The organism is Methylobacterium sp. AMS5, assembly GCF_001542815.1.
Classification (GTDB): domain Bacteria; phylum Pseudomonadota; class Alphaproteobacteria; order Rhizobiales; family Beijerinckiaceae; genus Methylobacterium.
In genome coordinates this window covers 5,174,880-5,187,633 of the sequence record NZ_CP006992.1, presented here as the reverse complement: position 1 = coordinate 5,187,633, position 12,754 = coordinate 5,174,880, and the positions used below count along the sequence as shown (strand labels likewise).

Genomic DNA, 12,754 nt, shown 5'->3' with positions numbered 1-12,754 from the left:
ATATCCTCGAAGACTCTCAAGGTTCAAAGGTTACAACCTTATTGACTTGCTATGCGGCCACTGTAACCATAGTGTCATAAAGCAGGTCTGGGGGCGTTCCTGTGGTTGCTTATGCATCTGATAAGAGGTTCGAGTCGGTCGCCGGCGAAATAAAAATCCGCCTTTCTTCTGAGAACTCTCTGTCATTTGGCGATTGCGCCCAGGTATTGAAAGATATTGATGCTATATTTCGCGCCACATCTCGCGAGGTTACAGCGCGCGTAAGCGGAAACAATGCGAAGAAAAGAGATGGCTTTCTCGTTGCGCGCGAATTCAGAAATGGCTCCCTCGAAATTATTGCGGACCCGTATTTTGCGGGCGTAGTAACGGGGGTTGTCGCCAATGCAATATTCTCTACTTTCATTTATACGATGAGACGCATAAATGGGCGCCCACAAAGCGATGAGCGAGAGCCACTCAATCTCGTAGACAAAAATGTCATGCGTGAGGATAGATTGAAAGAGGCAGCCTCGAAAGCTGTCTCAGCCACAGCAAATCATCGCAAAAGCCTTCACGACAAAGGAAAGATATTTAATCTTTCGATACAGATTACATATATGAATAAAACCTGGAATGTCACCGAGGATTGAGATTGAATACATCTATCGCTGGTCTTCCGGCCTTTATTGCTTACTTCTTCGTCTCCCTCGGCCTCACCGCCCTCTACCTCGTGACCTACCTCACCGCGACGGCGCACCGGGAGATCGCCCTGGTGCGCGAGGGCAACCTCGCGGCGTCCCTGGCCCTCGGAGGCAGCCTGCTCGGCTACTCGATCCCGCTCTCGGCGGCGGTGCGTTACGCCGGCTCGCTCCTCGACTGCATCGTCTGGGGGCTCGTCGCCCTCGTGGTGCAGGTCGCGATCTACTGGCTGATGCGGCCGCTGCTGCCGAACCTGTCGCGGCGGATCGACGAGGGCGAGACCGCGCCCGCTGTCCTGCTCGGGGCCGCGTCCCTGGCGGGCGGCCTCGTGAACGCCGCCTGCATGAGCTACTGACCCCGTGGCGGACGACCGCGAGAACCGGGCCGAATTCGGCCGCCGCAGGCCGACCGACCCTGCTCCCGCCGTCACACCGCGCGACAGGGGCGCAAGCAAACGCTCGCAGACCGTCTCGACGGTTCTGGTCGCGAGCGCCGGCCTCGCCGCACTCGGCCTTGGCTCTCTCGAGCGGACCGTGCCGTCGAAGGACGTCCTGGTCTACGCGGACGTGACCGCCTGCGCCGCCGACGGCATCCGCCCGGCCGACGAGTGCCGCAGCGACTATGCCACCGCCCGCGCGGCCTATCCCTCGACCGCGCCACATTACGGCTCTCCGGCAGAGTGCGAGGAGCACCACGGCTCGTCGCACTGCCTGCCGGACCCGGATGCGCCGCCGCACTTCGTCCCCCGTATGGCGGGCTTCCTCCTCGGTCGCCGGGCGTCGGATTGGGTGACACCCGAACCGGTCTACGAGCACCGCGAGGGTCACGGCGGTCATCATGGAAGTTACTGCACCGGCTCAGGCGGCAAGGTCTTCACCGGAAGCGGAGGCCATGCCTCCTCGGCGACGCTCAAGCCCGCCGCTACGCAGGCGACGAAGTTCGGCGGCTTCGGCAGCAGCGGGCGCAGCGTCTCCTCCTTCGGCGGGACCTGATGCGCCGCATCGCCTGCGGAGAGCGGCCCGGCTGGCGGGAGATCGCGGGGGACGCGGGCTTTTTCTTCCACACCATCGACGGCGAACCCTACTGGGACGAGACCCACGCCTACGCCTTCACGCTGGCCGAGATCGAAGACGACATCGAAGGACCGAGCGCCGAACTGCACGCGCTCTGCCTCGACTTCGCGGCCGAGGCGGTGGCGGACGAGCGCATCCTCGCCTCGCTCGCCATCCCCGAACCGGTCTGGGACACGGTGCGGGCGAGTTGGCGCCGGGGCGATCCGAGTCTCTACGGCCGCCTCGACTTCTCCTACGGTGGGACCGGGCCGGCCAAGCTCCTCGAATACAACGCCGACACGCCGACCGCCCTCTACGAAACCGCCGTGTTCCAGTGGCTCTGGCTCGAACAAGGGCTGACGGAAGGGCGCCTGCCCGCGGGCAGCGACCAGTTCAACGCTCTGCACGAGCGGCTGATCGCCCGCCTGTCCGAGATCGCGCCGCCCGGCCTCATCGCCTTCGCCGCCGACACGAGCGGCCCGGAGGACCTGGGCACCGCCTGCTACCTTCAGGATTGCGCGGTCCAGGCCGGCTGCACGACGATCTTGCTCGACCTCGCGCAGATCGGCCTGCGCGCGGACGGCGCCTTCTGCGGACCGGACGAGCGACCCTTCGCGGCCCTGTTCAAGCTCTACCCCTGGGAATGGGCGTTCCGGGACGCGTTCGGCTTGGCGGTCGCGGCCTCGCCGACGCGGTTCCTCGAGCCGCCGTGGAAGATGGTGCTCTCCAACAAGGGTCTGCTCGCCCATCTCTGGGCCCGCGAGCCCGGCCACCCGAACCTGCTGCCGGCCTTCTTCGAGGCCGATCCCGCCTGTGCGAGCCTGGGCGGCGCCTATGTGCGCAAGCCGCTGCTCTCGCGGGAGGGCGCCAATGTCGAAATCTTTTCCGATGGGGCCCGCATCGCCGGGGCGGACGGGCCTTACGGTGCGGACGGCTTCATCCGCCAGGGTCTGGCCGAGCTGCCGTGCTTCGAGGGCCGCCGCCCGCTCCTCGGCGCCTGGATCGTCGGGGATGCGCCGGCCGGTCTCTGCATCCGCGAATCCGACGGCCCGATCACCGGCGACGGCGCGCTGTTCGTGCCGCACCTGATCGAACCGGGCTGACGCCGGGCCAGAAAAAGGGGCCGGATCGGCTCCGGCCCCTCGCTTGCGCTTTCGTGAGCGGCAACTCTCGTTAGCGACCCGCGGCGCTGTTGCCGCCGCCGGCGCTGCCCGCGCCACCGCCCATGGTGCCGCCCGGCGCGTTGCCGGTCGCGGCGCCGGGGGCCATGGTGCCGGTCGAGCCGGTGGTGGCACCTGCGGCGCTGCCATTCGTCGGCCGCATGCTGTTGCCGGAGTTGTTCCGCACCGGGCTGGCGCTGTCCGTGGTGCCGCCGGTGCCGCCCTTGCCGGTGCTCGACTGGGCGAAGGCCGCCCCGGAGACGGCGAGGGTCATCGCGGCAGCGAGCGCGATCATCTTGGTCGGCATGGCTCTTTCCTTCCCTGATATCGTGTGTGGACAGCGAACCCGCCGCCGACGGCATGGTTCAGCGCGAATTTCCTCAGCCGTCGCGCCATCCGTGGGGCCGGCGGCCGCGACGCCACGTCCGCACTGCCTTAGGAGCGCCGGACCCTATATGGTGCGATGCCGTGACCGAGATCCTGTTCTACCACCTCCAGCGCCAGCCCCTCGAAAAGGTGCTGCCCAGCCTCGTCGAGAAGTCGCTGGAGCGCGGCTGGCAGGCGGCCATCCAGGCGGTGAGCGAGGAGCGGCTTCAGGCGCTCGACGACGGCCTCTGGACCTATACCGACGAGAGCTTCCTGCCCCACGGCACGGACCGTGATCAGGACGCGGCGAGCCAGCCCGTGGTGCTGACCCTGCGCGAGACCAACCCCAACGGTGCCTCGATCCGCTTCCTCGTGGAGGGCGCGGAATTGCCGGAGGATGCGGAGAGCTACCAGCGGATCTGCATCCTGTTCGACGGCACCGACACCGACGCGCTGCTCCACGCCCGCGAGCAATGGCGCGGCGCCAAGGCCGCTGGCCACGCCATCGCCTACTGGCAGCAGGACGAGGGCGGGCGCTGGACCAAGAAGGCATGAGACCCGCGCCCCGTCCGACGGCGGGGCGCGACCAACCGGCCGAGGATCGCGAGAGACCGATGACGCAAGCCTTCTCCCTCTCCCCCCGTGCCGGAACGGCCCGGCTCTGCCTTGCCGGCTTCCTCTCCCTCGCCGTGGGATTGGGGCCGGTGCCGGTGCTCGCCCAGCACGGCCCGGCGCAGGGCGAGGGCCCCGGCCAAGCACAGGGGAAGGCACCGGGGCAGGCACCGTCGCGCAAGGCGCCCGAAGGCCGCCGCCTGCCGCCGGACGCGACCACCGAGCACAGCATCGACGGTCCGAACGGCCGTGCGCTCGCCTTCACCGCCACCGCCGGCAGCCTCGCTCTCGTGGACGAGGAGGGCAAGCTTCAGTCCGAGATCGCTTTCATCGCATACACCAAGGCGGGCAAGCCGGAGGAGACCGCCTCCCGGCCGATCACCTTCGGCGTCAATGGCGGGCCGGGCGCGGCCTCGGCCTATCTCAACATCGGTGCGATCGGCCCCTGGCGGCTGCCGACCGACGGCCCCTCGATCAGCCCGTCGCAGACGATCGCGCTTCAGCCGAACCCGGCGACCTGGCTCGACTTCACCGATCTCGTCTTCATCGATCCCGTCGGCACCGGCTACAGCCGCGCGGCGGACGGCGACGGCAAGAAGTACTGGAGCGTCGATGCGGATGCCTCGGTGCTGGCCGCTTCCATCGCCCGCTATCTGCGCCAGAACGACCGTCTCGCTTCGCCGAAATTCTTCGTCGGCGAGAGCTATGGCGGTTTCCGCGGACCGCTGATTGCGCAGAAGCTGCAGCAGGATGTCGGCGTCGGCCTCTCGGGCCTCGTGCTGCTCTCCCCCGTGCTCGACTTCGCGTGGCTGCAGCCGCCCCGCACGACGCCGTGGGGCTTCGTGACCAAACTCCCGTCGTTTGCCGCCGCGGCGCTGGAGCGCGCGGGCACGACGCCCAGCCGCGAACTCATGAAGGAGGCCGAGACCTACGCGTCCGGTGCCTATCTCACCGATCTCCTGAAAGGCCCGTCCGACCGGGAGGCGGTGGCGCGGCTCGCCGAGAAGGTTTCGGCGCTGACCGGCCTCGATCCGGAGACCGCACGGCGTCAGGCCGGGCGGCTCACCGCCCACAGCTACCAGCGCGAGATCGGGCGGGACGCCGGCCGCGTCGCCTCGGCCTACGACACCGGCGTGACCGGCTGGGACCCGGACCCGACCGCGCCGCAATCGAACTTCGAGGATCCGGTGCTCGACGCGCTGCAGGCGCCGCTCACCACCGCCATGGTGCAGCTCTATCAGGGCCGCTTGAACTGGCGCGTCGAGAACATGCGCTACGAGTTGCTCAACGGCGCGGTCAACCGTGGCTGGAGCTGGGGCTCGGGCCGCTCGGCGCCGGAAGCCATGGGGGCCCTGAAGGACGCGCTGGCGCTCGACGGGCGGATGCGGGTGCTCGTCGCCCACGGCTTCACAGACCTCGTGACGCCCTACTTCACCTCGAAGATGCTGCTGGACCAGATGCCGGTCTACGGCTCGCCCGACCGCCTCAAGCTCTCGGTTTATCCCGGCGGCCACATGTTCTACACGCGGCCGGATTCGCGCAACGCCTTCCACGACGACGCCGCCGACCTGTTCGCCCGAGCGCTGGAAACCCGCTCCGACGGGAGCGCGAAGGGCGGAGGCGCGTCGGGCGCGACCATGCCGGAGAAGAGACCGACGCCTTGAGGATTCTTTGGGAGTTTTGCCCGCCGTTTTTCTGGCGGGCTGCAACACCGCCGAGCGCCGCGAACCGATCCCGCCGCCGCCGTCCCCGAGCGCGGTGCTGCCCGCCCTCCCGGCGTCGCCGGCGGCTGCGCTCGGCCCCGTGCTCGATGGCAACGGCGCCTGCACCGGCCCGGCGCCGGGCACGGCCGCCGCCATCGAAACCGGAATCGGCGAATGCGACCTCGTGCGGCTCAAGGGGCGCCCGCCCACCGACGTGCTGGTCGGCGAAGGCCGCTCCGGTCGTGAGGTGCAGGTGCTCTACACCGAGCCCGGCGCCAAGGAGCTGTATTTCTTCGTGAACAACCGCCTCGATCGGATCGTTCGTTAACGCACGAACCAATTGGGCCCTCGCTTGCTTCCATCCGGACCGGGTCGGGCCCGGAAGGTGGGACGAGCGATGGCACACGCGTACCGGTTCGGGATCGAGGAAGAGCTGTTCCTGGCCAGCAGCCGGACCCGGGCGGCGCCCAGCGAGTCGGTCTCGGCCTTCCACAAGGCAGCGCGGAGCCGGCTGGCGGGCGTCGAGCGCGAGATGCTGGAGAGCCAGGCCGAAATCTGCTCCAAACCCTCGGCGAGCTTTGCCGAGACCCACGAGGCCCTGGCCAAGCTCCGCACCGGCCTGTGCGGCATCGGCCGCGAGCACGGCCTGAAGGTCTTCGCCGCCGGCACCCACCCGACGGCGATCTGGACCGACCAGCGCGAGACCGCCAAGGTCCGCTACCGCAAGATGATCGAGACGCTGCAGATGGTGGGCCGGCGCTCCATCGTCAGCGGCCTGCACGTCCATGTCGAGGTGCCCGAGCCCGACCGGCGCATCGACTTGATCAACCGGCTGATGCCGTTCCTGCCGGTGCTGCTCGCGCTCTCCACGTCCTCGCCCTTCTACGAGCGCCACCGCACCGGGCTCGCCGGCTATCGCCTGCGGGCCTATGCCGAACTGCCGCGCACCGGCCTGCCGGAACTGTTCGACGGGGCCGACGATTTCGAGCGCTACGTGCGGGTGATGACGCGGGCGGGCGCGGTGGAGGACGCGACCTATTTCTGGTGGCACATCCGCCCGTCGATCCGCTACCCGACGCTCGAATTGCGGGTCGCCGACAGTTGCACCCGGCTCAAGGACACGCTGGCCATCGCTGCGCTCTACCGATGCCTCGTGCGGCTCTGCGTGCGCCGGCCGGAACTGAACGCCCGGCCGACGGGCGCCTCGCGCGGCTTCGTCATGGAGAACCTGTGGCGGGCGCAGCGCGACGGCGTTCACGCCGCCCTGATCGATGAGGCGGCGGAGGAGGCGGTGCCGGTGGGCCGCCTCGTCGAGCGCCTGCTCGACCTCGTGGCGGAGGATGCCGCGGCCTTGGGCTGCAACGCCCAGGTCGCGCACGCCCTCACCATCACCGAATGCGGCTCCAGCGCGGACGGGCAGATCCGGGTCTACGAGGCCTCGCTCGCCGCGGGCGGCAGCGAGCGCAAGGCGCTGTCCGCTGTCATCGACTGGCTCGCCCGCGAGACCGCCAACTGCGAGGCGTGACGGAGCCCCTCCGGCTCCGCCAGGAACATCGAACGCCCGCTCCGGTTGCTCCGACAGGTCCGATTTTGTCCGAGGAGTATCTCCATGAGAACGACACTCACCGCCGCCGCCTGCCTGCTCCTGCTGGGCGCGGCGGGGATGCCGGCCCATGCGCAATCGGTCGGCGAGAAGACCGGCGTGAACTCGCTGATCGGCGTCGCCCCCACGGCTCAGGACTTCGTCACGCAAGCCGTCATCAGCGACATGTTCGAGGATCAGTCGAGCAAGCTCGCTTTGGAGAAGGCCGATGAGAAGACCAAAGCCTTCGCCAAGAAAATGATCGAGGACCATAAGAAGACCTCGGACGAGCTGAAATCCGTCGTCCAGACCGGCGACATGAAGCTCAACCTTCCGACCGCCCTGGATTCGAGCCACCAGAGCAAGCTCGACAAGCTCAAGAGCCTGAGCGGCGGCGACTTCACGAAGCAGTATCACGACGATCAGGTGACGGCGCACAAGAACGCCACCGACCTCTACAAGCGCTACGCCGAGGGCGGCGACAACGCGGCCCTCAAGGCCTTCGCCATCAAGACGAAGCCGCATCTCGACGAGCACCTGAAGATGGCTCAGGACCTCGACAACAAGAAGTAGTTTTTTGCGCTTTCGGGCGGTGCTCTTCGGTGAGCGCCGCCCGGCCGGCGGCACTTCAGGGTGAGGGGTCGGGATGAAAACAGGCGCTCGGCCCCCGACCATCAAACCCTTTGCATGAACGCCGCGGCCTTCGCGCGGATCACGTCGGCCGCCCGGTCGATGCCCGCGCGATCGACGTCGAGATTGGCGGTTGCACGAATCTGATGGGCTCCGATCGCCCGCACCCGCACCCCGTCCTCCAGACAGGCGCTCGCGAAGGTCGAGGCGGTGATGCCCAGGGCCTCCACCGTGAAGCACAGGATGTTCGACTGCCCCGCCGTCGGGTCGAAGGCCAGGCCCGGCACGTCGGCGATCGCCCGGTGCAGCCGGCCGGCATTGGCGTTGTCCTCGGCAAGCTGGGTCATGTGGTGGTCGAGGGCGTAGAGCCCCGCCGCCGCCAGCACGCCCGACTGGCGCATCGCGCCGCCGAGCCGGTACTTCCACTGCCACGCTTGGTCGATGAAATCCCGCGTGCCGGACAGCACCGCCCCGACCGGGCAACCGAGACCCTTGCTGAGATCGATCCAGACACTGTCGAAGCCGGCCGCATACTCCGCTGCCGAGAGGCCGCTGGCGACCACCGCGTTGAGCAGGCGCGCCCCGTCGATATGCGCCTTGAGGCCGCGCGCCTGGGCGTAGTCGCGGATCAGGCGCATCGCGGCGATATCCCAGACCGTCCCGCCGGAAAAGCTCGTGGTCTGCTCGATCGAGACCAGCCGCGAGCGCGGCGCCGTGCGCTGCGGAACCCGGATCGCCGCCTCGACCTGGGCCAGGGTGAACAGCCCGACCCGCGTCGGCAGGGCCTTCACCGAGACGCCGCCGATCGCGGCGGAGCCGGCGGCCTCGGTGTTGTAGATGTGGGACTGGTCGTCGACGATGATCTCGTCGCCTGGTCGGCAATGCACCAGGATCGAGGCGAGGTTGCACATCGTGCCCGACGGCATGAACACGGCCGCCTCCTGACCGAGCATCTCCGCCACACGTTCGCACAGCGCATTGGTGGTCGGATCGGAGTTCGACTGCTCGTCGCCAACCTCGGCCCGTGCCATCGCATCGCGCATGCCCGGCGTCGGGCGCGTCTGGGTGTCGCTGAACAGATCGATCATGGCGCATCCCTTCCTTGCAAGCCCGTCCGCTCGGTCTCGCCGCCACGCTCTGTTGCAAGGGGCTCCCGCGGCGCCCCTGAATGCATGAAAAATTCAATTCCCCGCAAGCCGTCCCGCGTGACGTCGCGATGGTCGCCTTTCGCAAACGCGGAACTTTCCATGTGGCTCACGAAGCTGGGAACGGCCGCGTATCTCGACAGGCGGTAGCCGCAAGTCTAGAAATTGCGACGCGTAGTTTCGCATTTAAAATTCTTTGAGAGCTCGATGAATAGAATTGAGCCCAGTATCGGGATCAGCCGTCGCTACCTTCACGACGAGGTGGCGGACCGGATGCGTGAATTGATCAACGAAGGCGAACTCGAGCCGCGTGCGCGCGTCAACGAGAGCGAGTTGACCGAGCGGTTCGGAATTTCGCGCACGCCGTTGCGCGAGGCGATCAAGATTCTGGCGACCGAAGGACTTCTGGAGCTGCTGCCTAATCGCGGCGCCCGGGTCGCCAGCATTTCACCCGACGAGTTGGAAGAGATGATCGAGGTCATTGCCGGGCTCGAAGCGACCGCCTGCGACCTCGCCTGCCGAACGATCACCGACGCGGAACTGGCGGAGATCGAGGCGAAGCATCAGGCGATGATGGCGGCGTGGCAGGCGCGCGACGAGGCGAGCTACTTCCGTCTGAATCGTGAGATCCACGAAGCGATCATGCTCGCGAGCCGCAACACCAAGTTGCGCAGCCTGTATCTGGGTCTCACCGGCCGGATTCAACGCTCCCGCTACAGTGCCCACCAGACCGAGGCGCAGTGGGCCCAGGCGGTCGAGGAGCACGAGCGCATGATTCCGCTGCTCCGCGCCCGTCAGGGCGAGGAACTTGCCGGGCTGATGCGTCGGCATATCCGCTCCAAGAAGCCGGTGATTGCGGCGATCTACGGCGAAGAGGGGACGGAGGCGCCGCCCCGCTGAAGCGGACGCCGCAGGTTCAACGCCCTTTGAAGTTCGGCGGGCGCTTGCCGAGAAAGGCTTCCATGCCCTCTCGGAAGTCCTCGCTCATATAGGTCATCACGATCAGGTCGTCGCCGGGCCGCTCGCCCTCGGCAGTCTCCGCGGCGCCCTCCTCGCCGATGCGGCGCAGGCCTTCCTTGGTGGCCTGGAGAGTGAGTGGCGCGTGGCTCGCGAGCAGGATGGCCAGCGCATCCGCTCGGGCCGCGACGGCCGCGGCATCCTCGACCACCTCGTTGACGAGGCCGATCGCCAGCGCCTCCTGCGCCTCGACGAGCCGGGCGGTGAACAGGATGTCCTTCACGCGCGGCGCGCCGATGAGATTCGCCAGCCGTCTCAGGGTGTTCTGCGAGAGGCAATTGCCGAGCGTGCGGGCGATGGGGATGCCGAAGCGGGCGTCGCGACTGGCGATGCGCATGTCGCAGGCCGCAGCGATGGCCGCGCCGCCGCCGGTGCAGGCTCCCGCGATCGCCGCGATGGTCGGCACCCGCAGGCGTTCCAGGCCGCCGAGCACCCGATCCATGAAGCGCTCGTAGCCGAGCGCGTCTTCCGGTTTGCTGAAGCTGCGGAACTGGGCGATGTCGGTGCCCGCCGCGAACGCCTTGTCCCCGGCGCCGGTGATGATCACCGCCTTGATCGCGTGGTCCGCCTCGATCCGCTCGCACAGCTCCACCAGCCCGCGATACATCGCAAAGGTCAGCGCGTTGCGCGCCTTCGGCCGGTTGAGGGTGATGCGGGCGATGCCCGCCGCATCCACTGCGAAGAGCAGTTCGTCGGTCGAAGCGGTCTCGGCGTCAGCGTTCATGGAGCGGCTCCTCGTCAAGCATCTCAGGCCGTCGTCTCGCGCACGATGCCCCGGGCGATCAGATCGTCGATCGCCGCCCCGTCATAGCCGGCTTGGGCGAGGATGGCGCGGCTGTGTTCGCCCAGCAGCGGCGCGGGGCCGTGCACCCGCCCCGGCGTCGCCGAGAATTTGACCGGCAGGCCGAGCGTGCTCATCCGCCCGGCGCGGGCGTGCTCGACCTCGACCACCATCTCGCGGGCGCGGGCCTGCGGGTCGGCCTGCATCGCGAGTACGTCGAGCACGGGTCCGGCCGGCACGCCACCGGCCTCCAGACGCGCGAGCCAATCGGCGGAGGGCGCGGTGCGGAAATGCGGGGCCAGCACCTGGGCCAGCGCCGCACGGTTCGCCATGCGGTCGCGGTTGGCCGAGAAGCGCGAATCGGCGGCGAGATCCTCGGCCCCGAGCACCGCGAGCAGGCGCAGCCAGTTGGTCTGGTTGGCCGCGCCGATGGTGATCCAGCCATCTGCCGTCTCGAACGCCTCGTAGGGCGCGTTCAGCGGATGGGCCGAACCCATCGGCCCCGGTGCGACGCCGGTCGCCATGGCGATGGCCGATTGCCAGTAGGTCAGGGTGATGCCGGCCTCGAACAGCGAGGTATCGACGACCTGACCCTGGCCGGTCTTCAGCTTGTGGACATGGGCGGCCAGCACACCCATCGCCGCCAGGATGCCGGCGGTGATATCGGTCACCGGCGGGCCGCACTTCATCGGCGGCCGGCCCGGCCCCTCGCCGGTGATGCTCATCAGGCCGCTCATGCCCTGTGCCACGAGATCGAAGCCCGCGCGCTCGGCATAGGGCCCCGAACGGCCGAAGCCCGAGAGCGAGCAGTAGACCAGGCCCGGAAACTCTTGGGCGAGAACGTCGTAGCCGAGGCCGAGGCGCTCCATCGTGCCGGCGCGGTAATTCTCGATCAGCACATCGGCATCTTCGAGCAGACGCCGCAACACCGCCTTGCCGTCCGCGCTCTTGAGGTCGAGGGCGATCCCGCGCTCGCCGCGGTTCATCATCATGTAGGCGGCGCTCTCGCCCTCGATCTTGATGACCTCGGCGCCCATGTCGCCGAGCATCAGCCCGCAGACCGGTCCGGCCATGATGTGGGCGAGTTCGATGACCTTCACGCCGGCCAGAGGACCGGACTTCGCGGCGTCCATCATCGGCCCCGCCTCAGTCGTGCCGCCGCCCGGTCGGGCCACACGCAGAAGGTGAATCGAACGCTTGCCGACAGCCCATCACATCAATCCTCCCTTGGAATGCCAGCGGCCCCTCTCTTGCGGCGATGGAACCGCGCGAGGGGCCGGCGATCATCCGTATTTTGTATCGATTTTACGGGCTCGATCACCGGAGAGGCAACCAGTTTTGAATGCGATTGGCCGGGCGTAAGCAAAACGGCGAGTCTGTTCGACGCCCGCGATGGAACGCGCGGGCCGGCTCTCGGTTGTCGGCGAAAGCGTGGCCGTCGGAGCGTCTCCCTGGCCGGCCTTGTGGAGCGGAGGGATCGATGCGCAGGTTGAGCACGGCACTGGGACTTGCGGCGGCCCTCGCCGTGACGGCAGCGAGCATCGCTCCGGCGGAGGCGTCCTGCGCCCGCCGCATCATCAACAAATCCGGCTACATCGCCCTCGTCAGCCGCGACGGCGGCCCCTGGGTCGCGGTGCGGCCGAACCGCTCGCAGACGATCCAGTACCATCACTCCGGCCGCATCGACGTGGCGTTGACCTGTGGCCCGGGCGCCCTGCCGGAGCAGGCCGCCTACCGGGCGAGCTACGACACGGTGGCGATCATCGACCGCTGCTATATCCGCTTCGGCGACGGCTTCTTCGAGGAGCAGCTCGGCGGCGGCTTCTTCGAGGAGCAGCTCGGCGGCGGCTTCATCGGCCGGAAGGATACGGGACCGCTCGCCCTCAACAACCCGCGCCAGGGCGATCTGGTAGTCGGCCCGCAGGCCGGCGCCTGCCCGGCGACGGAGCGCGAGGCCATCCGGGCCCGCTATTAGCCTTCCCGCTATTAGCCTTGCGGCCGGGCGCGTGTTAACCCGCGCGCCCCGTC

At 68.1% G+C, this 12,754-nt stretch carries 15 protein-coding genes; 11 read left to right on the top strand and 4 right to left on the bottom strand.

The annotated features are described in order from the left end of the window. The first annotated feature begins 101 nt into the window (after positions 1 to 101). From Y590_RS26705 to Y590_RS23080, 4 genes are read left to right on the top strand one after another with little or no spacing between them, the layout of a single operon-like run. The gene (locus Y590_RS26705; RefSeq protein WP_144440043.1) at positions 102 to 629 is read left to right on the top strand and encodes a hypothetical protein; all 528 of its coding nucleotides are present in this window, start codon (positions 102 to 104) and stop codon (positions 627 to 629) included. A 2-nt stretch (positions 630 to 631) separates the two neighbouring features. Further along, the gene (locus tag Y590_RS23090; protein ID WP_060771908.1) at positions 632 to 1,033 is read left to right on the top strand and encodes a DUF350 domain-containing protein; all 402 of its coding nucleotides are present in this window, start codon (positions 632 to 634) and stop codon (positions 1,031 to 1,033) included. Positions 1,034 to 1,037: 4 nt separating this feature from the next. Continuing rightward, on the top strand, positions 1,038 to 1,670 hold the full coding sequence (locus Y590_RS23085) for a DUF1190 domain-containing protein (protein ID WP_060771907.1): 633 nt from the start codon (positions 1,038 to 1,040) through the stop codon (positions 1,668 to 1,670). Then, complete coding sequence (locus Y590_RS23080; RefSeq protein WP_060771906.1) at positions 1,670 to 2,833, top strand: glutathionylspermidine synthase family protein; 1,164 nt, start codon at positions 1,670 to 1,672, stop codon at positions 2,831 to 2,833. The genes Y590_RS23085 and Y590_RS23080 overlap by 1 nt, the downstream gene beginning before the upstream one ends. A gap of 70 nt (positions 2,834 to 2,903) precedes the next feature. Here the strand turns inward: Y590_RS23080 and Y590_RS23075 are convergent, their stop codons facing one another. Continuing rightward, positions 2,904 to 3,197, bottom strand: a complete 294-nt coding sequence (locus Y590_RS23075; protein ID WP_060771905.1) for a hypothetical protein — start codon at positions 3,195 to 3,197, stop codon at positions 2,904 to 2,906. A gap of 161 nt (positions 3,198 to 3,358) precedes the next feature. Here Y590_RS23075 and Y590_RS23070 point away from each other — a divergent pair, with 161 nt between their 5' ends. From Y590_RS23070 to Y590_RS23050, 5 genes are all read left to right on the top strand, one after another. Then, the gene (locus Y590_RS23070) at positions 3,359 to 3,811 is read left to right on the top strand and encodes a DNA polymerase III subunit chi (protein ID WP_060771904.1); all 453 of its coding nucleotides are present in this window, start codon (positions 3,359 to 3,361) and stop codon (positions 3,809 to 3,811) included. Positions 3,812 to 3,870: 59 nt separating this feature from the next. Next, on the top strand, positions 3,871 to 5,532 hold the full coding sequence (locus Y590_RS23065) for a S10 family peptidase (protein WP_060771903.1): 1,662 nt from the start codon (positions 3,871 to 3,873) through the stop codon (positions 5,530 to 5,532). Between the two features lie 7 nt (positions 5,533 to 5,539). Continuing rightward, a complete protein-coding gene (locus Y590_RS23060) occupies positions 5,540 to 5,899 on the top strand; it encodes a hypothetical protein (RefSeq protein WP_144440042.1) in 360 nt (119 codons plus the stop codon). Positions 5,900 to 5,968: 69 nt separating this feature from the next. Beyond that, positions 5,969 to 7,096 carry a carboxylate-amine ligase gene (locus Y590_RS23055; protein ID WP_060771902.1) on the top strand — a complete coding sequence of 376 codons (1,128 nt, stop codon included), beginning with the start codon at positions 5,969 to 5,971 and terminating at the stop codon, positions 7,094 to 7,096. A gap of 84 nt (positions 7,097 to 7,180) precedes the next feature. Next, positions 7,181 to 7,726 carry a DUF4142 domain-containing protein gene (locus Y590_RS23050; protein WP_060771901.1) on the top strand — a complete coding sequence of 182 codons (546 nt, stop codon included), beginning with the start codon at positions 7,181 to 7,183 and terminating at the stop codon, positions 7,724 to 7,726. Positions 7,727 to 7,827: 101 nt separating this feature from the next. Here Y590_RS23050 and Y590_RS23045 read toward each other — a convergent pair whose 3' ends face one another. Continuing rightward, positions 7,828 to 8,871 (bottom strand): threonine aldolase family protein, encoded by a 1,044-nt coding sequence (locus Y590_RS23045; RefSeq protein ID WP_060771900.1) that lies wholly within the window; start codon positions 8,869 to 8,871, stop codon positions 7,828 to 7,830. A gap of 264 nt (positions 8,872 to 9,135) precedes the next feature. On the opposite strand from Y590_RS23045, the gene Y590_RS23040 reads away from it, so the two are divergent. After that, on the top strand, positions 9,136 to 9,828 hold the full coding sequence (locus Y590_RS23040) for a GntR family transcriptional regulator (RefSeq protein WP_060771899.1): 693 nt from the start codon (positions 9,136 to 9,138) through the stop codon (positions 9,826 to 9,828). A gap of 16 nt (positions 9,829 to 9,844) precedes the next feature. On the opposite strand, the gene Y590_RS23035 is transcribed toward Y590_RS23040, so the two are convergent. After that, positions 9,845 to 10,669 carry an enoyl-CoA hydratase/isomerase family protein gene (locus tag Y590_RS23035; RefSeq protein WP_060771898.1) on the bottom strand — a complete coding sequence of 275 codons (825 nt, stop codon included), beginning with the start codon at positions 10,667 to 10,669 and terminating at the stop codon, positions 9,845 to 9,847. A 23-nt stretch (positions 10,670 to 10,692) separates the two neighbouring features. Further along, a complete protein-coding gene (locus tag Y590_RS23030) occupies positions 10,693 to 11,862 on the bottom strand; it encodes a CaiB/BaiF CoA transferase family protein (RefSeq protein ID WP_060771897.1) in 1,170 nt (389 codons plus the stop codon). Positions 11,863 to 12,206: 344 nt separating this feature from the next. On the opposite strand from Y590_RS23030, the gene Y590_RS23025 reads away from it, so the two are divergent. Next, positions 12,207 to 12,701, top strand: a complete 495-nt coding sequence (locus Y590_RS23025) for a hypothetical protein (protein WP_060771896.1) — start codon at positions 12,207 to 12,209, stop codon at positions 12,699 to 12,701. The last annotated feature ends 53 nt before the right edge of the window (positions 12,702 to 12,754 follow it).

Bases quoted from the DNA above. Each gene is read 5' to 3' on its own strand.
- Y590_RS23080 (WP_060771906.1), top strand. From the start codon at position 1,670: ATGCGCCGCATCGCCTGCGGAGAGCGGCCCGGCTGGCGGGAGATCGCG.
- Y590_RS23075 (WP_060771905.1), bottom strand. From the start codon at position 3,197: ATGCCGACCAAGATGATCGCGCTCGCTGCCGCGATGACCCTCGCCGTC.
- Y590_RS23065 (WP_060771903.1), top strand. From the start codon at position 3,871: ATGACGCAAGCCTTCTCCCTCTCCCCCCGTGCCGGAACGGCCCGGCTC.
- Y590_RS23055 (WP_060771902.1), top strand. From the start codon at position 5,969: ATGGCACACGCGTACCGGTTCGGGATCGAGGAAGAGCTGTTCCTGGCC.
- Y590_RS23050 (WP_060771901.1), top strand. From the start codon at position 7,181: ATGAGAACGACACTCACCGCCGCCGCCTGCCTGCTCCTGCTGGGCGCG.
- Y590_RS23045 (WP_060771900.1), bottom strand. From the start codon at position 8,871: ATGATCGATCTGTTCAGCGACACCCAGACGCGCCCGACGCCGGGCATG.
- Y590_RS23040 (WP_060771899.1), top strand. From the start codon at position 9,136: ATGAATAGAATTGAGCCCAGTATCGGGATCAGCCGTCGCTACCTTCAC.
- Y590_RS23035 (WP_060771898.1), bottom strand. From the start codon at position 10,669: ATGAACGCTGACGCCGAGACCGCTTCGACCGACGAACTGCTCTTCGCA.
- Y590_RS23030 (WP_060771897.1), bottom strand. From the start codon at position 11,862: ATGATGGACGCCGCGAAGTCCGGTCCTCTGGCCGGCGTGAAGGTCATC.
- Y590_RS23025 (WP_060771896.1), top strand. From the start codon at position 12,207: ATGCGCAGGTTGAGCACGGCACTGGGACTTGCGGCGGCCCTCGCCGTG.